The following is a 20,001-nucleotide window of genomic DNA, read 5'->3' on the forward strand; positions in this document are numbered from 1 at the left end:
GCTCTATTTGTTGCGGATTGATTTTTCGATCGCTACTATTGTCTAGGCGAAGATTTTTTTGGAGGACTCCAGATGCGATATTTATTTCTTACGGCAGCATTGATGATTAGTTTTTCGGCACAAGCGGCATTGGATCAAAAAACCGCCGAATCCGAGATGCAGAATCTGGCCAAAAAACACAAGGTCCAGTTGTCTGATTTAAGTATCTACGCCTCGACAGGTGAAGGCGACACCTTGAAAGTGTTGCTTGATAACAATGGCAGCAAAATGATGATTCCGGCATCGATCTCTAAAGTGGTTACAGCCTCTGCCGTGCTGGCCACTTTTCCTCCGGGACATAAATTCAAGACAACTATCTGGACAACCGGTGAGATCAATAAAGGTATTTTAAAAGGCAATGTGTATCTGAAGGGTGGCGGCGATCCTTCCTTTGTCTCTGAAAACATGTGGTTTTTGGTAAACGCATTCCTGCGCAACGATATCAAGCGCGTGGAAGGTGACATCATCGTCGATGACAGTTTATTCGATAAAATGCGCTACGATGAAAGCCGCCAAAAAGCCCGCGTTGATCGCGCCTATGATGCTCCAGTCGGCGCAATGTCTTTCAATTGGAACTCTGTGAATATTTTCGTGCGCCCGGGAAATAAAGCTGGCGACGATGCCCGAGTCTACGTTGATCCGGAAAATGAATATATCCGTTTGGTGATGAAAGCTAAAACCACGAATGGTGGCGAAAATAAATTGTTGGCTGATCGCAAAGAGGATCCAAAGTTCGACGGAGATCTTTTGCACGTAGGTGGCAGCATCGGTAAGAACAACAAGGAGCTGGTGATTTTCAAGAACATCACGCAGCCAGACCTTTGGTCAGGTTATAACTTTAAAGCCTTCCTTTCACAGCGTGGAGTGACGGTGACGGGTGCAGTGAAAACCGGCGAAACTCCGAAAACGGCGGCCCTGGCTGCAGAAACGGACAGCAAAGCTATCGAGCAGATCGTCGCTGACATGAATAAGTTTTCAAATAACTACGTGGCGGAGATGCTGACGAAAAACATGGGCACTTTGAAAAAAGATAAAGGTGTGATGTTGTCTGATGGAATGGCGACTTTGCAGGAACACATTCAATCTTTGCAAATTCCCAAAGATCAAATTCACATCGAAAATCCATCGGGTTTGACTAGGGAAAATCGCATGTCGTCATTCGCGATGTGGAAGGTGTTGCAGCATTTACGCAATGATTTCCGCGTGCAGCCTGAGTTTCTACAAAGTCTTCCCATTGCGGGAATAGATGGAACCCTCAAAAAAAGAATGAAGGGAACTAAAGCAGAGCGTTGGGTACGTGCTAAAACGGGATACTTAAATAGTGTTGTATCATTAGCAGGTTACGCAGGTCTTGAAGACGGCAGAGTTATTACGTTCTCCTTCATTTATAATGGCTCGACGGATGAAGCAACAGTTCGACAATATTTTGATAAATTGCTCGAAAGTTTGGTAAACTGAATAAGAAGAGAACAGTAAGGGGATCTATCTCGTGAAGCACTTTGTCGTCTCAATATTAGTCGCAGCCCTTATCGCTCCTGCCGCGCAAGCGCAGGATCTGAGCGACATATTTCCGAACATGGTACCGAAAGTAATGCCCGAGACGCGCATGTGGCGTCCACCGATTTATAAAAATCAAAGCAAATCCCTGGGCTATGATTCAAAAGCTTTCGCTACTCCCAAAGGAATGGAAAAACAGGTTCAGTTCTGGATTGATGTGTACTCGAAGTATACGTCCGAGCAGGGTATTTTGCATGACTCTGACAACGTCGAAAAGGTCTATAAGATTGTTGATCTTAAAGGCTTAAAAACCGAGCGTGAAAAACAGAAAAGAATCGACGAAGTTAAAAAAGAAATCATTCAAAAGCAGGGCCTGAACAAAGAGCAAAGTGAAAACCTTCGTTATCAACTGGGACAAAAAGATCGCATGCAACAGGCGATTTTTTATTCCGGTCGCTATGTCGAGGACATGGAAAAGATTTTCCGCGAGGAGAAGCTTCCGGTTGAGCTGGTTCGCATGGTCTACGTTGAAAGTTCTTTCAATATTATGGCGCGCTCGAAAGTCGGTGCCAGCGGTGTTTGGCAGATCATGCCTTATACAGCTCGTCCATTCCGTATGGTGTCTTCCTCGGTGGATAAACGTAATCACCCGATGGACGCGACAAGAACCGCTGCGAAACTTCTAAAATCAAATTACAATATGCTGCAATCCTGGCCCTTGGCGGTGACTGGTTATAATCACGGTCCGACAGGTGTTGCCAAGATGACCAAGTCCTACAAATCCCGGGACCTTGCGCACTTGATTGAAAACGTGGAATCCCGCCGTAGCTTTGGGTTTGCTTCGCGGAATTTCTATGCATGCTTCCTGGCGGCATTGGAAGTGGAAAAGAACGCGCAAAAATACTTCGACACTGTTTTGTGGTCAAAGCCTTTGCCTTCCCAGGATTTGAAGTTACCAGTTTCGATTAAGTACAAGGATCTGGTGAAGTGGTTTGATGGTGATCATGAAAAGGCACAGGTTTATAATCCTCACCTGACTTATAATGTGATCAAAAAAGGTTTTCGCATTCCATCCAAGACAGTGATTTCAGTGCCTAAGGATAAATACAATGTCGCGCTGATTTCCCTTTCTCACAAGGGCCGTTCGATCGCTTCTGATAAATAGTCGAAAATTTGAACAGACTTAAAAAGTAAAAACCCGGTTTCACAACCGGGTTTTTTTATTTTCTATTCTGAAACTGGAAGATCAAGGTACTTCAGGAACAGTTTGGACATTTCTGAAAGTATCGTGGAGTCATTGATGTAGTTTGGATTATCGATCGCCATCGTGTTAGCCATTCCGATGAAGGCGTTCACGATAATATAAGAGATCTTTTCCATGTCCTTGCCCGGGATTTGCGGCAAGTTGTATTTTACAGTTTCCTGGAAGAAGTGGATGGATTCAGAGATATAAGAAGCTTCAGCCACATAATATTGAATTGTCGTTAGTTTTGCGCGCAATTCATATTGTCTGCGGTAAGTTTCAAAAGCCATTTCCAACATCGCACGAACTCGTTGTTCCGGCGGCAAAGGGAAAATCGCACGCATTTTTTCTGCAATGATGCGTTTGTCTTCTTCCATCAGGTTTTTTACCACGGCTTGAACCACGGATTCCTTGTTACCAAAGAATTGGTACAGGGAACCGATACTGACTCCCGCTTCTTTAGCGATTTTGTCCGTAGTGATTGAATAGAATCCTTCTGAAACCAACAGACGAGAACATGCATCCAGAATAGTTGATACTGTTTGGCGGGAACGTTCTTGAGTGGGCGCTTTAACAACGATCTTAGTTTTCTTCGCTTTTTCTTTTGCCATTTCCGTAGACTGAATCATTTGAATGATTCTCCCTTTCCTTTGGACGAGAGTCCTTGCTGTGAGGACAGAATAGGTCTTGCTGGACGCGGGAGGCAAGTCTGGTTTTTTGCAAAGCTGTAATGTGGCTGTAATGTTCTCGACAAAGGTCCAGGATGAAAAATTACGTCATCCAAAGCACCAATGAAAAAGGGAGCTAGTGGCTCCCTTAAGTTATTTCAGTTCGTTTTCGCAGAAGTACAAAGCGCGGTCGGTGTTTGGTGGATATGCCATCGACTTGGCAAAAGTGTCGCACTGTTTTTTGCTGATGGTAGAGCTAAATTCACGCAGGCAGTGCCATTTGGTTTCGTCACCGGAGTCTGCGTACTCCATTTGTTTCGCGATAGTCGCGCAACCTTTCAAAGTCAGTTTTTTTAGATCATAAAGACAAACCAAGCGAGCATCTTCCGCATTGTTGGAGTATTCCATAGCTTTCGCCATGTTCAGACATTGAGTGACGGTGATTTCCGACTTTTTTCTTTTAAGGCAGTTCATGCGCCAGTTGTCCCGTTGATCCATCGCCAATTTGGAATTGCGAGGCACCTCGCACAGTTCCTGGCGATTCGACGAACGCTCTGTAGAGGCTGTTGCCCCTGCAGAGTAAATAGATGTGATTGTCAGAACGGCAAAAACGATTTTCAACCAACGTGAGTTCATGGAATTCCCTGTATGCAAAACTAAAACCCGCTAAAACTAACTTAAATTCCAAATGAAGGGAAATCCCTTGTCTAATAACGTGACAGGCAACACAAATTGCTCCCGCATTAAACCCTAACTATCAATTGAAAACATGCGAGCAGGAAGCAGGCGGAATCCAATAGGTCGGATAGTTTAAAACTTCCACGATGCGACCCACATAGGTTGATTTTCTGGCATAGGGAGCAACAAGACGAGGTAGCTGGCTTAAAGATCGCTCATCCCTCATTTCATTGAAATCGCGACCGTGAAAGGTGGCATTATAAGGGTCCACGATCCAAAGGCGATTGGCATCTTTGACAACCACCATCGCGTGGTCTTCGATTCTTTGTCCCACTTGAACTTTGGTGTAGACATAGTAACTCTCTATTTTCAGAGCCTGAAGAGCTTGATGAGTTAGCAGAGCATTCTCCCGGCAAACTCCAGCGGAACACTGGATGTAAGAGCCAAGATTGATGTCTTTGGATAATTCGCGATGCTCGCGAAGAACTTTCAGATAGGGTACGGAGTCATAACTTCTATGAACCAGAGTCTGTCGAATTAAATCTGTCACGAAAGCGATTTTTAAGTCTCTGACTTTGGAGGGGGGCGCGAAGTACTCGGCCTTGCGAATATCAGGATTATTTCTAGCGAGCGCCACCACTTCTTTTAAGAAGTTATCCAGTGCAGGATCATCCACATTGATTTTGTAATCAGGTTGAATACCGCCGTAACTTACAGATCCTTGGACATAGGAACCAGGCGGGAGCTGTACAAAGCCACCGTTCTGTTTCGTATAGCCCTCAAGATCACCAGGCACTCCTTGCGCCCCAATGGGGAGCAAAAATAGGAACGCAACCGTCCAAAGAGATGACATATGTTTCCTCTGGGCCCGCATAAAAACTCCATAACGTGGGTTCTTTTAAAAAACCTCAGATGAGGATTTTTAAAGCATCGGGCATGCCAGCAGAATTCTCAAATTGAGACGTGGTTTTCGGACTCACATGAGGGGTGACATTTTTACCAGAACTCGCTTAGATCTGGATAACGCAGTGCAGGTTTTGGTAAGCAAAGCGGCTTATGAAAAATCTATTTATCTTATTGTTTTCACTAATGGTTTTCTCGCCGGCAATGGCCAGCGATATCTTGGGTCCGAACTTTCACGAAGTTGAGAAAGGCGAACTCTATCGTTCTGCTCAGTTGGATGCGATCGAGCTTAAACGCTATATCAAAAAACACGGCATTCAAACGATCATCAATTTGCGTGGAGCAGAGCCTTTGTCTTTCTGGTGGCAGCAGGAAACTTACGTCGCAAAATCCATGAACGTGCTTCACTACGATATCCCGATGACGGCAGAGGAAATTCCTCACCGTAAGAATCTGGTTCGTTTGATCAGCTTGTTTGATATCGTGCCTCGCCCGATTCTGATTCACTGTCAGGGTGGAGCGGATCGTTCTGGTGAAGCGGCTGCGATTTATCAAATGATTTATGCAGGGAAAAGCAAAGAGGAAGCTTTGAAACAGCTGACTTTCAAGTACCGTCATATCGCTAAAATTAAACCTGCAAAAAGATACTTTATTGAAAAAGTCTGGCAGGGAGATGAATGGATGATGGCGAACTATCACCCTTGCAACGGCAACTACAAGTACTACAACAAAAAGAATTCTTACTGCAAAGAATGGGACGGGGAAGACGGCGAGTAATCTCGCCCACTCGTTACCAACGAATCGGCTCAGGTTCTAATTCCACACCAAATTGCGCCTTCACATCGGCGCACACCTGAGTCGCTGTGGTCCATACATCATTCGCATCAGCGCCACCGTGATTGACCAAAACCAAAGCCTGCTTTTCAAACATGCCCACGGGGCCAATCTTTTTGCCCTTCCAGCCAGCTTGATCAATCAACCATCCCGCAGCAAGCTTCACCATACCATCGGCATAGGGAAAACTTACCAGAGTCGGGTGTTTCAGCAAAAGCTGATCGCGAAGTGCTGCAGGTACAATAGGATTTTTAAAGAAGCTTCCTGCATTTCCGATCTCTTCGGGATTTGGAAGTTTGCTTGAGCGGATTTCGCAGACGACTTTGGAGATGTTGCGGGGATTTGCTTCCAATCCCTGGCGCTCCAATTCCTTGCGAATGTCGCCGTATTCAAGTCGCAGCTTGTTTTGCTTTGGCAGGCGGAAAGTCACTTCCCAGATAATGTACTTACCTGCGCCTTCCTGTTTGAAATAACTGTCACGGTAAGAAAAGCGGCACTCAGAATTGCTGAACGCTTTAAGTTCTCCGTTTTCCAAATCTACACAGGTTACTTCGAATAACGTGTCTTTGACTTCAGAACCGTAGGCTCCAATATTTTGAATCGGAGCCGCACCGACAGTTCCTGGAATTAATGACAGATTCTCTAAGCCCCAATAGCCATTGTCCAGGGTCCAATGCACAAACTCATTCCAAACCTCACCGGCTTGAGCTTTCACGTACCACGCATCTGCGTCCTCGTGAATCAGCGTGCGACCTTTGTTGGCCAGGCGAATGGTAAGACCACCCACAGTGGCTGGAAGAACCAGATTTGAACCGCCGCCCAGGATGCGCCAGGTGATTTTTTTTAAAGCGTGATCATTAAGAAGAGCGTGAACGTCAGTAATAGAATGCAACTCTGTATAGAGTTCAGCCGAGGATTTTAAACCCAGGGTGTTGAGCTTGCTAAGATCGAAATGTGCCTGAAGTTGCATTAGGGGAAACTATATTAAAAAACGCCGGCCTTGGCCATCATTCTTTCTAGGATATCGTCTTTGTGGATGAAACATATGCCAAGTCCCAATCCATTACTCCAGATGACTTCCGCGGCCACATTGTAGACGCGCTTTAGGGAGTTTAGTTCAACAGTGAGGTTTAAAAGATCCCCTTTTTTCGGGACATAGTTCCCGTGGTTCACTTCGAGATAAGCACCAGTCGCAGACAGATTACGCATTTTAGCATCGGAATTACCGATGTGGCCGTAAACCTCGAGCTTTGCGTTTTCTCTTGTCTTAAAGCGTTTAGCGCTCATTCTTCACCTCAACTAGAGTGCACACTCTTATTTTCGGGCCTTTGACTAAAAACCCGAAGGGAAAAAGGTTGCATTCTCATTTTGAGATCAAATTCTGGTCCCTACTTTTTCAAGTACGTAAGAAACGAAAAGGGAATAGGCAATGAAACGTCTCGACGTTCAGAGAGTTTGAAAACATTTTCGTCAATTTGCGGATAATGTGTATCGCCCGGAAACTCGCGGTGGATCAGGGTTAGATAGATCTTGTCAGTCAGGTTCTTATCAAAAGCCTGTTTGTAAATCTCGCCGCCACCAATGATGAAAACCTCTTCGCCCCATTGGGAAGTCAGCGGGCGGGCATGCTCCACAGCCTCTTCCAGACTGGAAACAAAGACCACCGGGCTTTTTTCGGTGGATTCAAATTTGAACTTGGATGGATCGCGGGTCACCACAATGTGATATCGGTTGGGCAGAGCTTTCCCGTTAAAGGAATCAAAGGTCTTACGACCCATGATCATGATGTGACCCTTGGTGGTATCTCTGAAAAATTTCATATCTTCGGGAAGCTCCCACGGCAGTCCACCTTGGGTTCCGATGATGTGATTTTCAGAGCACGCCGCGATCTGAGTTAAAATCATACTGCCACCGGAGCTTTGATCGCGGGGTGCGGATCATAGCCGACGATTTCAATATCTTCATAAGTGAAGTCGAATAGATTTTTAACATTCGGATTCAGTTTCAATTGCGGTAAAGGGCGCTCATCACGTGAAAGCTGTGTTTGAACTTGTTCGATATGATTTGAATAAATATGCGCATCACCCAAAGTATGAACGAAGTCACCGACCTCAAGATTGCAGACTTGCGCGATCATATGCACTAGCAGCGCATAGCTTGCGATGTTGAATGGAACTCCCAGGAAGATGTCAGCGCTGCGCTGATAAAGCTGGCAGGAAAGTTTACCGTTCGCTACGTAAAATTGAAAGAACGCGTGGCATGGGGGCAAGGCCATCTTATCAACGTCACCGGGGTTAAATGCAATCACCAGCAGGCGGCGCGAGTCGGGATTCTTTTTGATTTGCTCAACGACGTTGCTGATCTGGTCAATTGTGCGACCGTCAGCAGCTTCCCACGAGCGCCATTGCTTTCCGTATACTGGGCCCAGATTGCCGTTCTCGTCAGCCCACTCGTCCCAGATCGTAACCTTGTTGTCTTTAAGGTATTGAATGTTCGTTTCGCCTTTTAGAAACCATAACAACTCATGAAAGATCGAGCGTGTGTGCAGCTTCTTGGTTGTCAGAAGTGGAAAACCTTCCTGCAGGTTGAAGCGCATCTGATAACCAAACGTAGAAATCGTTCCAGTACCAGTACGGTCTTCTTTCTTAGTTCCATTCTCCAAAACAAATTTCATCAGATCATGATACTGCTTCATCCGAGTCTCCATTCACGAAAAGGTACGAAATACCCTTTCGTCAGTGTAGTTGCAGGTTGAATTCCGGTCTATTGCGAGCGCGATGCGCCAGTGGAATTTCGCGGGTGAATTTCAATAATAAAGGGCTGCAAGGGGACCATAAGCGCCATTGTTTAAAATTTGTACACGGGGGCAAGTCCATAGGGTCCCTACGTTCGAGTACGGCGGGGCATGGGAGTTGTAGGGTTTTGGCTTGGGAAGGAGCCGAATATGTCACGTTATCATGGACCTATAGTATTTTTGATCGTTTTCGCCTTACTGGGCGGATTGATTTATGTTGCCGAAAAAACCAAGGCTCCAGCACTGGTTCCAACTGAACCACTTCCGGGTGCTATTCTGATTGCGCAAAAAAGCAAAGTTCCATTTTCTGAATCTTTGAAATCGGCGATGCCTAAAGTACCTGCAAAGGCTTCAGCTGGTTTCGATATGCCGCAAATTCTTATTGATCAGGTTGTGCAAAGACTTTCCGAGCGCAGAAATGACTGGGCCGTATTTGAAAAACAAGTTCGCTCCCAGGTGGCAAACCTTGCTTATGCTGATTTGATGGCATTGGCTGGAAAAGCCCTTAATTCTGAATCCGCGATTCGCGAAAGAGACGTCGCAGTTTACCTTTTAAGTCTTGCGGGTATGCCTGCCCACAATGCTTTATTTGAAGTGGTAAAAACGCCTTCCAAACACACGACGCATGTCCGTGGAAAATCCCTGCAACAAACTGAAGAGGACACGGTGAAAATGCGTGCCTTGGTTGCTCTGGATCAATTGGCTGCTATGAATCCTAACCAGTTGTATAAGACGATGAACTTGATTCGCAAATCAAAATCTAGTTCTCAAATCAAAGCCAGTGCAATGGCAAGTCTTGTGGGTATCTCCAAAGGAACTCCAGGCAAGTTAACTATGAATCTTAATCAAACTGTAGCATCTGCGGAGGCTCAATAATGCAAACAACTAAAGGTAAAATCATCCTGTTATCTGCTTACGTAATCACTTGCATGGCGTTGGGTTATTATCACGCGAAGGTGACTTCTTCTTTGAAAAGCACGACGACAGTTGCGGTTAGTAATAAAAATTAATCTCTGCTTTATATTCTTCATCGTTCTTGGCCCCCAGGCGAAGTCCGATATCTTTGCTTAAGTTCATCTGCGCACCCGCAAACAGATCACGGTATTCATCAAGACTACCGTGATTGTCATAGCGATACCAGGCTTCTGCCAGCAGGCTGAAACTATCTTTTAAATTATATCGCAACAGAACCGCGGGACCCACGCCCATACGGAATTTATCGTTTACGAAATGCTCGTCATAGGCAAAGCCTGCGCGCAACCAGGCGCTGGCAATGAAGCTTTGCGCAAACTCTTTGGATAAACCGATGCCGGCCTGAAACGACAGCGGCATGCAATCATAGGCGCATTCTGTTTGATAGTCGCGATCCCAGCCGAATTTTAATCTCCAGGACGGAGCGTGACTGAACATATCCCAGTTAGACAAAGAGACGATTTCCACAAGTCCGATCTTTTCAAACTGCAGGCGTCCTGCCTCAGGATTGTAGCTAAAATCTGTTTGCACCATCTGCATTTCAGAATAAGCCGGGTAGCCACGAATAGGATCCAGCAAATCATGCAGGGCAAAGCGGTGACCGATCGTCGTAAGATCCTGAGAATTGCGGTGAAGGTAACCTGCTTTGGCGCGGGCGGAACCATGCGCCTGATGGGGAGCATCGTGATCAGGCACGGGAATTACCAGATCAGGAGAAACACGATTTACTTCCGCGCGCGCAATCAGGACTTCTTTTTTAAGTTTGAACTGTCCTTTTTGTTGCAGCACTTCGTTGGCATAGCGGAAATCGACATAATCAATGGCTGTGTCTAAAAGTTCCTGACGTTCCTGCTCGTTTGAACCTTCAAGAAGCGTTTCGATTTTTTCGGTTTGAATAAAGTTTGCGAACTTGGCCTTGGCAGAGTCGCTCAACTTGTCCAGACGAGTTTGAAAAGTCGCACGTCCCGATGGGCGGTAGTTGATTTTCTGCACCAGTCCTGGTGTATCGTAAACCAGCACCATGGTGTCGCCGGGAAGAACGGCACGTTTTGTTCGGGCAATCAGGTTTAGTGAGGGACGAACCGCGTCCAAGGCGGCAATAATTCTGTAAGAGCAATTTTCAGTGAAATACCAATAATCGAAATTGGCCTGTTGCAATTCATAGACATGAGCGACCAAAAGATCCACTTCATCCTGAGTAAGAGCCAGGTCGTACTCCCACAGGTCACGACTTTCGAAATTGTTGTATTCGCGAACTTTGAAATAGTACGGCTGGATTTCAAAACGCCCGGTAAACATTCCCATCAAACCCATGATGGCATAGGAAGCTGGAGTTGCACCTTCAGGGACGCCGGAAAATCCCACACCGAAATCAATTAGCTCGTATTTCTTTTCATTCGAAGAAGAACTGCCGCGGTTGAGCCGTAAGAAGGAATGTCCATAGGCCGAGGCTGGATTATTCATGTAATAGGACGAAAAAACATAAGTGGCGGAGTGGGCATCAAGAATGCCGCGAAAGTTTTCAAAACGTTGGCAGGAGACCTCGGGCCAGGTGACGTCGGGAAGTTTGCGTTTCAAATACAGGAATCTTCCCGGAAACAAACACTGCGCGCGTTCGTGTAGATTTCCTTCCGGCGATTTGCGCGTTACTTTCGAATCAAAGATTGCGTGAATAGTGGCTTCAAGTTCTGCTCGCGGACTTTGCTTTCCGACTTTCGAGAAAAAGAAGAGTGGTGAATCGGCCTGGCTTTGTTTGCTAAACCAATCATCGCGGCGATAATTTAAGAGATTTAACCACTGTTGGTCCTGATCCAGATTTAGCTTTAGTGCTTCCTGGACAACAGAATCCGGCAAGCTCGGTGTTGCTTGCGAAGGAAGATAGAAAAAAAGACCGGACAATAAAACGAATAATTTCATAAAATAAAAGAGGGACCTCTCGGCCCCTCTCATATTTACCTTAAGCTTTGTAGCTTAGCAAAAAATTAACCTTTAACAGAGCAAACTTTTTGCGCAGTTTCCATAACGCGCTCAGTGTTTTGTTCGCCAGTGTAGATTGATTTGTAGTTGTTTTTCAAAGTTGTGCCCAAAACTTGAGAATCACAGCTCATCATTTTAGAAAGAGTTGTCAAAGTCTCACCTTGGCCACGAACGATGTCGTTTTCAAGAGCAACAGCGTTGTTGTCGATGAAAGCTTTTGTTTCGTTAGCTGCGAATACAGAAGGACCGCAGTTAGAAGTACCAGTAGACATACCGAAAGTTTGAGAACCCGCAGTACCGTTCAAAGTAGCTGCGAAGATTTGGATTGGACCGGATTTGTTACCGAATGCCAAAGAACCCAAACCGCAACCCGCAGTTCCGTAAGCTCCATTAGAAAGATCGCTTTTAGAGAATGCGAATGCTGAAGAAGATGCTGCCAAAACTAGTGCTGCAAGAATCATTTTTTTCATGGTGTATTCCTCCGTGATGTGACGACACCTCAATCTGTTTGAGGTGCTTTTGAACAGAGTAAATTCTGAAGGCAAGAGTGTGTTGAGGCAATTAAAAAAAGGAAGTGGTTTAGGTCTGTAATGGAAGCGTTGAGTCCGGTATTGACAACTAATTGAGACCACGTTAGAAGCTATTCATCTGTTAGGGAGTAGTTTGTTTGTTTTGGCGGGAACCAAGACAAAAGCTTAATGCCGACATACTGAGTTCTGATCCTGAATTAAGGCAGACTCCGGTTTAAGCGCAGGTGCCTATCCCGGCACCAGTTAACGAGACTGACACGAGTGCTACTGCATTCCGAAATTTATCGGAGCAGCAACACCGTGTGGTCTCGTTTTTTATTTCACGAGCCCACCGGTTTCAAAACGGAAGGGGCTTCATTTGGAAGCAATCATAAATTCATTCTTGTTAGTCGCAGCCACCGAGATGGGCGATAAAACTCAATTGCTGGCCTTGGTCCTGGCGTTGCGCTTTAAAAAACTCTGGACCATCATGGCCGGAATTTTCGTGGCGACGATTTTCAATCACCTCTTTGCCGCCTGGGCCGGCGAGGCCGTTGCGCAATTTGTTTCCCCGATGATTTTAAAATGGGTTCTGGCTTTGACGTTCTTCGTATTCGCAGTTTGGATTTTAATTCCAGACAAGGATGATAGCGACGAGACCAAAATGCTATCCAATCCCTTCCTGACCACGTTGATTCTTTTCTTCCTTGCTGAGGTCGGAGATAAAACTCAGCTATCCACTGTGGCGCTTGCAGCAAAATATCAAAACATCTGGCTTGTGACCTTCGGAACCACGCTGGGAATGTTGTTCTCTGATGGTTTGGCGGTATTCTTTGGTGAGAAGCTACTGCGCAAGATATCCATGAAGTGGGTGCACATCGTTTCCTCGTTAATTTATGTGGCCTTCGGGATCGGTATTCTTTTGCAGTAAGGCTTCAGATATAAATCTGACAGTCGAAGGCATTTTCCGGCAGCGATATCAGAGTGAGACGGCGCATGTCTCACTCTGAGTCTTTGATATTTGTGAAATCAAAAATAAGCAGTTTATACGAAGAATCCTTTGGTCCTTTGTTTGCATTTACTCCAGGTATTACAGGAGATTTTATGAACAAGGCGACTTATATCATTGCGGCTTTAATTTTGGGTTTCACAATGTCTGCGCAGGCTCAGTCCTCGAAGGCTCGTGCTAAATTCAGACCTCAGCATTCACCGTCTGAAATGCAGGCGGCAAATGAAATGAGCGGCGTGCAAACGATGTCTCAACGCCAGGAAGTTCTGGCTGTTAAAACAATTCCAAATCCAATGGTCACATTGGAACCTACTATTGGTTATGTCAGCTCAACATTCACAGGGATTGAAGGTCAGAATGGTTCCAGCGTGGATTCAGTTTCTCGCATGCAGGGCGGAGCCGGAGTCCTAATTGGTCGAGGCAGTTGGCAGTTCGACACAGGTCTGTTGTATTCACAACGTGGTGCTCAGTTGAATATTAATGCTAACGATGTTGTAACTGCGACTTCTGATATCACGATGACTTACATTGATGTTCCGGTGATGGCGCGCTTCTCTTGGCCTCACTCTTCCAGATCTCATCTTTTTGCACGCGCAGGTGCGGTTGTTGGTTTTCTAACTGAAGGGAAAACTGAAACTAAGGCGACAATCAATTACATGGGTATGTCACAATCTCAATCTGCTAGTGAAGATGTCAAAGATTACTTCAATTCGACGGATATCAGATGGGCATTGGGAGTCGGATATGACTGGAAATTCGCTCGTCAAATGGGCCTTGTAGTTCAGGCCGATTTCCAAGAGAGCGTAAGTAAAATCAATAACGACAGTTTTTTGCCAGGCAGAGACGTATTTAACATGGGCCTAATCCTAAGCGCAGGTCTATCAATTAAGCTCTAGGTACGGACTTACCTGAAGAGGTACGGCCTTACTTAGCAATTTTAAAGGACATAAAAAAACCCACAGCTGTTAAACTGTGGGTTTTTGTTTTCAGGTAAGTCCGTACCTGATCGTGTTACTGGAAGTTTTGAACTTGCGCGATGTAAGGAAGGTTGCGGTAGTAACCTTGGTAATCCAAACCGTAACCAACAACGAAGTCGTTCGGGATTTTGAAACCAACGTGGTCAACTTCACATTTCACTTTCAAAGCTTCAGGCTTTTCAAGCAAAGCGATTGTCGTCAAAGATTTTGGTTTGCGCGACATAATTGAATTTTTCAGGTAGTTCATTGTAAGACCCGTATCCACGATGTCTTCAACCAGGATCACGTGCTGATTTTCAATCGGAGAAGCCAAATCCAAAGTCACTTTTACTTCGCCAGAAGAAGAAGTGCCACCGTGGTAAGAAGCCACACCAAAGAACTCACAAGTGATGTCAGCGTTGATGGATCTGATCAAGTCAGAGTAGAACATGAAAGAACCCTTCAAAACGCAGATCGCAATGACCTTTTCGTTTTTGAATTGTTTCGTCAAAGTTTCGCCCAGCTCTTTAACTTTGAGTTGGATTTTTTCTTCAGAGATATAAGGTTTCAAAGTTAAATTCGTCATGGGGAACTCCTAAACAAATGAATTATTCATGATCTCGCCGAAACCGCCACCGCCTGGAACGATGTATTGCTGATCGTTCAAGCCGCGTTCCTGATCCCAGAATTGGCCCGGTTTCGCATTTAAAACTGCCTGAGAGGACAGCCCACGGTCAAGTCTTAAGGCATAGATTACGACCTCAGGATGAGATCCTAACAAATTCTTTAAATACTCGGGCGTCACGATCAGGTTTAACGCGATAAATTTTTTGGCTGGGCCTTCGATGTGCTGTTTATAGTGGTTAATGGCATGAACCATGGTGTTACCTGTGGCTCCCATTGGATCTGGCAAAATCACGCAGGCGTCTTTGACGTCGCCACCGATTTTCATTCCGCCAAACTCAGCTCCTGTGACGTGATGTTTGCTGTCTGTCATACGCGCCGAGAAGATATGATCCTGGCGAACGTTCTTAGCAGGCAGGGCAAAGTGCAGGAAGTTATAGCAAATATGGCTTGGATAAGTGCCCGCGCGGGCCAGATTTACGCTGACTGCCTTCTGGTGTTGGGCGATGCGATTGCTGTGCAAAAGCTGGTCAGGATGGATTTCGGTCATACGAGTGGGCTGAGTGAAGTTTTCGCGCTCAAACTCATTGTTCACAGTGATTGAAATCAAGTGAGTATAAAGAACTTCCACGATGCGGTTGATTTCAGGTTGAAAGCAATCTGGCGAGCACGCCTTTGCCAGTAATCCATTCAAGAAAGGACTGTCGATCAAATGAACGCGGGGACCATATTCGTGTGCTAGTTCTTGTTGAAATTGAGCCATGAGGGACCTTTCACGCGAAATCGGGTGGAAGGTCTTCGGGTCGGACTATTTGCTGTCGTATTCTACGAAGATCACGAATTCGCTTTCGCCTGCTCTGAATTGAGAAGAGCGCAGGATTTTGTATACATCAAGGGCTGTCAGTTCGTCATCATTTTCAAGATTTGACTGTGCGGGCATAACACCGGCCATTAAAAAGCCTGTTTCGCCGCCGATCTCGAATATAGCGGGGAAGGACTTTCTTTGGATTTCAAAACCACCGCTGGCACTTGGTTCGCGCCAGGTTCTTTGGATCTCCAAATTACCGCGCAGGTTGTTGCCATCGATATCAGAAAGCTCAAAAAAGGTTGTTAAACCAATTTCAACTCCCGGAGTCGAGCGGTTTTTGATTCCGTAAGTCCACTGCAGCGTTTTGCCGCTTTCAACCGGGCGTTCCTCTTTATGCAGAATCTTGATTCCAGCAATCTGCATGCGTTTTTCCAGACCCGGCACAATTCCGGCAGAGTAATCGTTAAACGCGATAAACTGTCCAGAGCTGCGGCTGGCTTCAACCAAACGACTTAGCGCCTGGCGATTGACTTCAGCATAATAGACCGTCAAGTGAGGACCGGAGACATTTTTAGTCGTCGTAGCTTTTTTTGATTCGTCAGGAGTCGCTGTGGCTTCAGCCGAGAGGCCTCTGGCTGCTGCTAATTCTTTACTGACATCAGCATCGCCTGAATTTGCTGCTGCAAAGGCGGCCGCCGGGACTTCGTTCATACTTCCCGCAACCTCAAGATTTGTTTCCGGAGCTGGAGGCGGAGGAGGCGGTAAGTTGTTGGAGGAATTCACGCGAACAGAAGGTCTTGAAGTGCTGGCAACATCGGATTGATTCGCCTGTTTGTTTTTATAGATGTAAAAACCACCGGCACCGATGATTGCGACGAATACGGCGACATGAAGAACAGGATTTTTAAAGAATGTTTTGTGCCAAGGCTGTGCTTGAGGTTTAAAGCTTTCCATATCGACGCCACATTGAGCGCAATATTTATCTTTAGGTTGTTGAAAGCCACAACGTGGACACGTTACCATCATCGCAAATTAATCCTGTTAATATTCGAAAAAGCCTTATAAATAGGCTAATTCAAAGCTCCTTGACGGTCCACCGAATTGTTCATACCTTGAAATTCTAGGAAGAAACGATGAAAAAATATAAGCCCGGCACTGGTGAAAAAATCGAACGCACAGAGGAATTTATCCCGCCCAAGGTCGAGCTTCCCTTCGAATTTTCCCCTGAACATTATCCCGTCATGCTGCAGGAAGTGCTTGCAGCTTTCTATCCGTACAGAGAGAAATCGGACGCCACATACTTTGACGGAACCTTCGGCCGCGGTGGTCACTACATGGCGGTGAAATATACTGTTCCCTCGATGAAAGCCACGGTCATGGACCAAGATCTGGCTGCAGTGAAATATGGTAACGAGCGTTTCAAGACTGAAGTCGAGAACGGCGGACTTCGCATAATCCATGGAAATTTCTCGCAGTTTTCGGATCACAATCTGAAAAACTTTGATATGATGCTCTTAGATCTAGGTGTGAGCTCACCGCAGTTAGACCAGGCCGAACGAGGCTTTAGTTTTTACCACGATGGTCCACTAGATATGCGAATGAATCAGCAGCAAGGTTTGACGGCTGAGGTGCTTGTGAATACGGCAACAGAGGAAGATCTCATTCGAATCTTTAAAGAGTACGGCGAAGTCTATCGCCCGTCTCGCGTTGTCCGTGCGATCGTGAATGATCGCAAAACAAAAGCATTTCAATCTACCAGTCAGCTTGCGGGCTTGATCGAACGTGTGGATGGATGGCAGGTGAAAGGCCATCATCCGGCGACAAAGTACTTTATGGCCCTGCGTTTGGCAGTGAATTCAGAGCTGGAAGTTGTCGCTGAAACCATTCCTGCGATGATTCAGGCATTGAAGCCTGGAGGTCGTTTGGCGGTGATCACGTTTCATTCGCTTGAAGATAGAATTGTTAAAAACATCTTCCGTGATTCAGAAGAACTGGGAAGATCTGTTTATAAAAAAGTTGTAGTTCCATCTCAGGAAGAGTTGGATTTGAACACTCGCTCGCGCTCTGCGAAGTTGAGGGTTTTCGAGAGGAGTGCTCAGGATGAGCAAGGAAAACTTTAGGCAGTTAAAACCTTTTTTCAGCATCCTATTGGTTATCTTTACTTTGTTTTCAATCGTCTTTCTGCAAATGGAAGAACGTCGCATGGGTTATGTGGTTTTAAAACTAACCCGTCAGCACAAAAAAGTTCAGGAAGAAAAGCGCACCAAAGAAATCGCTTTGGCAAAGATCACTCGTCCTCAGTTGCTGGATCATATGGCCCAGCAAAAATTCACGCTTAAGAAAATTCAGGCGAATCAGATCATTCACCTGACGGATGTTGAAGATATTCCGGTAGCGAAAGCTGTTGATAAGAAAATTGCGAAAAAGGATCTGTAGTTGAAATCACGTATCGTTTTTATTTTTGTAGGCATCCTGGTTTTATGGTCTGCACTGGCAATGCGTGCGGGCTACTTGCAGTTTCTTCCCAATGACCGTTTGAATTCGTTGCAAAACCGCCAGTTCCAAACAAAGGTGACGCTGCCAGCCCGTCGTGGTGCGATCGTGGATCGCAATGGCCGTGATCTTGCGATGTCGGCGACCGCTTACTCGTTGTATGCGGATCCTAAAATTCTTGAGAATCGCAAGGCCGTTGCCAAGAAGCTGGCAAAAACTTTGGGTCAATCTTACGAGTCAGTTTATTCAAAGATCAAAGATGGCAACAAGCGTTTCATTTGGATTCAGCGCATGCTGGAGCAAAACAAAGCGGATGAAATCAAATCCTGGGATATTCGTGGTCTTTCTTTTGTTGAGGAATGGCGCCGTGTTTATCCAAACGAAACTTTGCTGGCTCAAACCTTGGGTTTCATGGGCAGTGAGGGTCAGGGCCTTGAAGGTTTAGAGCTGGGTTACGATCAGCACCTTCGTGGCAATCAAAAGAAAGTCATGGTTAAAAGGGACGCCCGCGGTCGCCCGCTTATTAACGATGGCTTGATGTTTATTGAAAATCCTGAAGGTAACGAACTTCGCCTGACTGTTGATTCTGATTTGCAGTACACATTGGAAACGGAACTTGCAAACGCAGTTCAAACTTTCGATGCAGATCACGCCGTGGGCGTGGTCTTGGATGCAAAGACCTCGGCGGTTTTGGCATTGGCGTCGGCTCCGACATTTGATTTAAACAAGGCCTTGAAATCGTCCGCTGAAAATCGTCGTAACAAGTCTGTGACCGACGCTTTTGAGCCGGGCTCGACGATGAAAACATTGGTTATTGCGGCAGCACTTCGCGAAGGTGTGTTGCAACCAAATACCAAGTTCTTCTGTGAAAACGGGGCGTACCGCGTAGGCAATAAAGTTATCAAAGAAGCTGAAGCGCATGAAAAATTCGGCGACATCACGGCAGCGGAAATTCTGGCGGTGTCTTCGAATATCGGTACGACAAAAATCGGTTTTAAATTAGGTGCAGATAAACTTCGTCAGGGCTTGTTGGATTTCGGCTTCGGTCAGCGCCTGGGTGTGGATCTTCCAGGCGAGTCCCGCGGAATTGTTCAGGCACTTCCTTGGAAACCGTTGGCGCTTAGTAACATCTCTTTCGGTCATGGTATTTCGTCGACGCCAATTCAATTGGCAAATGCGTACGCGGCGATTGCAAACGGGGGAGTCCTAAACACTCCTTATATCGTTCAAGCAGTTCGTGATTCAGAAACAGGGGAGCTTACAGAAACTAAAGTAAAACCCATCCGCCGCGTGTTAACGCCAGAGCAAGCAGCACAAATGCGTGCAATGCTATTGGGTGTGACGACATTGAAAATCGGTTCCGGTGCCAATGCCCGCGTCGATGGATTCATGGTCGCTGGTAAAACAGGAACTGCGCAAAAAGTGGATCCAAATGGACGTGGTTATCTTAAAGGCGCTTATGTATCCAGTTTTGCAGGCTTCATCCCAGCGAACGATCCAAAGTTTGTGATCTATATCGCGGTGGATTCTCCTCGTAAATCCTATTACGGAGCGAAAGTGGCGGCGCCAGTATTTTCCAGAATTGCTTCTTATGCGGTTCGCAAGGAAGGCATCGCTCCACTGCATGGCACGCTTGCAGAAACCAACGTTAAAAACATGAAGTCGATCAAAACAGCGATCAATCAAAAAGCGGCATTGGAAAAGATCGCACGCGAGATTGCAACAGATTCCAAGGAATCTGCGAAACCAGCGGAGCCACAAATCATAACTGCAGCCCAACTGGATAAAGCTGCCGAAGTGAAACCCGGAGAAATTGTTCCAAACTTGATGAAGCTGACAACACGTGAAGTTCTGCGTGAAATCAGCGGCCAAAACATCAAGGTCAAGTTCCAGGGCAACGGCAGCATGGTCTCTGACATGATCCCCGCCGCAGGTTCCGCTCTTCCAGAAGACGGCAATATCACCGTCATCCTAAAATAGGTGCCAGGTCCTGTTTA

At 46.0% G+C, this 20,001-nt stretch carries 22 protein-coding genes; 10 read left to right on the forward strand and 12 right to left on the reverse strand.

Annotated features, from left to right (window positions below; genetic code table 11):
* Window positions 1–72: 72 nt before the first annotated feature.
* Window positions 73–1,497, forward strand: a complete 1,425-nt coding sequence (dacB, locus tag ACLWNV_RS02865; protein WP_413586405.1) for a D-alanyl-D-alanine carboxypeptidase/D-alanyl-D-alanine-endopeptidase — start codon at window positions 73–75, stop codon at window positions 1,495–1,497.
* 31 nt (window positions 1,498–1,528) lie between these two features.
* The gene (locus ACLWNV_RS02870; protein ID WP_413586406.1) at window positions 1,529–2,701 is read left to right on the forward strand and encodes a lytic transglycosylase domain-containing protein; all 1,173 of its coding nucleotides are present in this window, start codon (window positions 1,529–1,531) and stop codon (window positions 2,699–2,701) included.
* A gap of 62 nt (window positions 2,702–2,763) precedes the next feature.
* On the opposite strand, the gene ACLWNV_RS02875 is transcribed toward ACLWNV_RS02870, so the two are convergent.
* From ACLWNV_RS02875 to ACLWNV_RS02885, 3 genes are all read right to left on the reverse strand, one after another.
* Window positions 2,764–3,408 (reverse strand): TetR/AcrR family transcriptional regulator, encoded by a 645-nt coding sequence (locus tag ACLWNV_RS02875; protein WP_413586407.1) that lies wholly within the window; start codon window positions 3,406–3,408, stop codon window positions 2,764–2,766.
* Between the two features lie 192 nt (window positions 3,409–3,600).
* On the reverse strand, window positions 3,601–4,083 hold the full coding sequence (locus tag ACLWNV_RS02880) for a hypothetical protein (RefSeq protein WP_413586408.1): 483 nt from the start codon (window positions 4,081–4,083) through the stop codon (window positions 3,601–3,603).
* A gap of 121 nt (window positions 4,084–4,204) precedes the next feature.
* Window positions 4,205–4,978, reverse strand: a complete 774-nt coding sequence (locus ACLWNV_RS02885; RefSeq protein WP_413586409.1) for a transglutaminase-like domain-containing protein — start codon at window positions 4,976–4,978, stop codon at window positions 4,205–4,207.
* 203 nt (window positions 4,979–5,181) lie between these two features.
* Between ACLWNV_RS02885 and ACLWNV_RS02890 the strand changes: the two genes are divergently transcribed.
* Entirely contained in the window at window positions 5,182–5,805 is a 624-nt protein-coding gene (locus ACLWNV_RS02890) for a fused DSP-PTPase phosphatase/NAD kinase-like protein (protein ID WP_413586410.1), read from the forward strand.
* Window positions 5,806–5,818: 13 nt separating this feature from the next.
* On the opposite strand, the gene murB is transcribed toward ACLWNV_RS02890, so the two are convergent.
* From murB to ACLWNV_RS02910, 4 genes are all read right to left on the reverse strand, one after another.
* Window positions 5,819–6,832 carry a UDP-N-acetylmuramate dehydrogenase gene (gene murB, locus ACLWNV_RS02895; RefSeq protein WP_413586411.1) on the reverse strand — a complete coding sequence of 338 codons (1,014 nt, stop codon included), beginning with the start codon at window positions 6,830–6,832 and terminating at the stop codon, window positions 5,819–5,821.
* 14 nt (window positions 6,833–6,846) lie between these two features.
* Window positions 6,847–7,149, reverse strand: a complete 303-nt coding sequence (locus tag ACLWNV_RS02900; RefSeq protein WP_413586412.1) for a PilZ domain-containing protein — start codon at window positions 7,147–7,149, stop codon at window positions 6,847–6,849.
* 101 nt (window positions 7,150–7,250) lie between these two features.
* Window positions 7,251–7,766 carry a dihydrofolate reductase gene (locus ACLWNV_RS02905; protein WP_413586413.1) on the reverse strand — a complete coding sequence of 172 codons (516 nt, stop codon included), beginning with the start codon at window positions 7,764–7,766 and terminating at the stop codon, window positions 7,251–7,253.
* A complete protein-coding gene (locus ACLWNV_RS02910) occupies window positions 7,763–8,557 on the reverse strand; it encodes a thymidylate synthase (RefSeq protein WP_413586414.1) in 795 nt (264 codons plus the stop codon). Before ACLWNV_RS02910 ends, ACLWNV_RS02905 begins: the two co-directional genes overlap by 4 nt.
* Window positions 8,558–8,806: 249 nt before the next feature.
* Here ACLWNV_RS02910 and ACLWNV_RS02915 point away from each other — a divergent pair, with 249 nt between their 5' ends.
* Both ACLWNV_RS02915 and ACLWNV_RS02920 read left to right on the forward strand, forming a co-directional pair.
* Window positions 8,807–9,532 (forward strand): hypothetical protein, encoded by a 726-nt coding sequence (locus ACLWNV_RS02915; RefSeq protein WP_413586415.1) that lies wholly within the window; start codon window positions 8,807–8,809, stop codon window positions 9,530–9,532.
* Window positions 9,532–9,666 carry a hypothetical protein gene (locus tag ACLWNV_RS02920; RefSeq protein ID WP_413586416.1) on the forward strand — a complete coding sequence of 45 codons (135 nt, stop codon included), beginning with the start codon at window positions 9,532–9,534 and terminating at the stop codon, window positions 9,664–9,666. Before ACLWNV_RS02915 ends, ACLWNV_RS02920 begins: the two co-directional genes overlap by 1 nt.
* Here the strand turns inward: ACLWNV_RS02920 and ACLWNV_RS02925 are convergent.
* Window positions 9,650–11,545 carry a DUF4105 domain-containing protein gene (locus tag ACLWNV_RS02925; RefSeq protein ID WP_413586417.1) on the reverse strand — a complete coding sequence of 632 codons (1,896 nt, stop codon included), beginning with the start codon at window positions 11,543–11,545 and terminating at the stop codon, window positions 9,650–9,652. The two genes, ACLWNV_RS02920 and ACLWNV_RS02925, sit on opposite strands and share 17 nt — an antisense overlap.
* A gap of 65 nt (window positions 11,546–11,610) precedes the next feature.
* Complete coding sequence (locus tag ACLWNV_RS02930; RefSeq protein ID WP_413586418.1) at window positions 11,611–12,075, reverse strand: DUF3015 family protein; 465 nt, start codon at window positions 12,073–12,075, stop codon at window positions 11,611–11,613.
* A gap of 418 nt (window positions 12,076–12,493) precedes the next feature.
* Here ACLWNV_RS02930 and ACLWNV_RS02935 point away from each other — a divergent pair, with 418 nt between their 5' ends.
* The gene (locus ACLWNV_RS02935; protein ID WP_413586419.1) at window positions 12,494–13,045 is read left to right on the forward strand and encodes a TMEM165/GDT1 family protein; all 552 of its coding nucleotides are present in this window, start codon (window positions 12,494–12,496) and stop codon (window positions 13,043–13,045) included.
* Between the two features lie 173 nt (window positions 13,046–13,218).
* Window positions 13,219–14,019 carry a porin family protein gene (locus tag ACLWNV_RS02940; RefSeq protein WP_413586420.1) on the forward strand — a complete coding sequence of 267 codons (801 nt, stop codon included), beginning with the start codon at window positions 13,219–13,221 and terminating at the stop codon, window positions 14,017–14,019.
* Window positions 14,020–14,134: 115 nt separating this feature from the next.
* Here the strand turns inward: ACLWNV_RS02940 and hpt are convergent, their stop codons facing one another.
* Genes hpt through ACLWNV_RS02955 form a run of 3 tightly spaced genes read right to left on the reverse strand, consistent with a single transcriptional unit; the run spans window position 14,135 to window position 16,537 of the window.
* Window positions 14,135–14,665, reverse strand: a complete 531-nt coding sequence (gene hpt, locus ACLWNV_RS02945) for a hypoxanthine phosphoribosyltransferase (RefSeq protein WP_413586422.1) — start codon at window positions 14,663–14,665, stop codon at window positions 14,135–14,137.
* Between the two features lie 9 nt (window positions 14,666–14,674).
* Complete coding sequence (locus ACLWNV_RS02950; RefSeq protein ID WP_413586423.1) at window positions 14,675–15,466, reverse strand: uracil phosphoribosyltransferase; 792 nt, start codon at window positions 15,464–15,466, stop codon at window positions 14,675–14,677.
* A 45-nt stretch (window positions 15,467–15,511) separates the two neighbouring features.
* A complete protein-coding gene (locus ACLWNV_RS02955) occupies window positions 15,512–16,537 on the reverse strand; it encodes a hypothetical protein (RefSeq protein ID WP_413586424.1) in 1,026 nt (341 codons plus the stop codon).
* Window positions 16,538–16,644: 107 nt separating this feature from the next.
* Between ACLWNV_RS02955 and rsmH the strand changes: the two genes are divergently transcribed.
* From rsmH to ACLWNV_RS02970, 3 genes are read left to right on the forward strand one after another with little or no spacing between them, the layout of a single operon-like run.
* A complete protein-coding gene (gene rsmH, locus ACLWNV_RS02960) occupies window positions 16,645–17,631 on the forward strand; it encodes a 16S rRNA (cytosine(1402)-N(4))-methyltransferase RsmH (protein ID WP_413586425.1) in 987 nt (328 codons plus the stop codon).
* The gene (locus tag ACLWNV_RS02965) at window positions 17,612–17,947 is read left to right on the forward strand and encodes a histidine kinase (protein WP_413586426.1); all 336 of its coding nucleotides are present in this window, start codon (window positions 17,612–17,614) and stop codon (window positions 17,945–17,947) included. The genes rsmH and ACLWNV_RS02965 overlap by 20 nt, the downstream gene beginning before the upstream one ends.
* Complete coding sequence (locus ACLWNV_RS02970; RefSeq protein ID WP_413586427.1) at window positions 17,948–19,984, forward strand: penicillin-binding transpeptidase domain-containing protein; 2,037 nt, start codon at window positions 17,948–17,950, stop codon at window positions 19,982–19,984. It begins immediately after the preceding gene.
* The last annotated feature ends 17 nt before the right edge of the window (window positions 19,985–20,001 follow it).

The organism is Bdellovibrio sp. HCB274, from assembly GCF_047306075.1.
Lineage (GTDB): Bacteria > Bdellovibrionota > Bdellovibrionia > Bdellovibrionales > Bdellovibrionaceae > Bdellovibrio.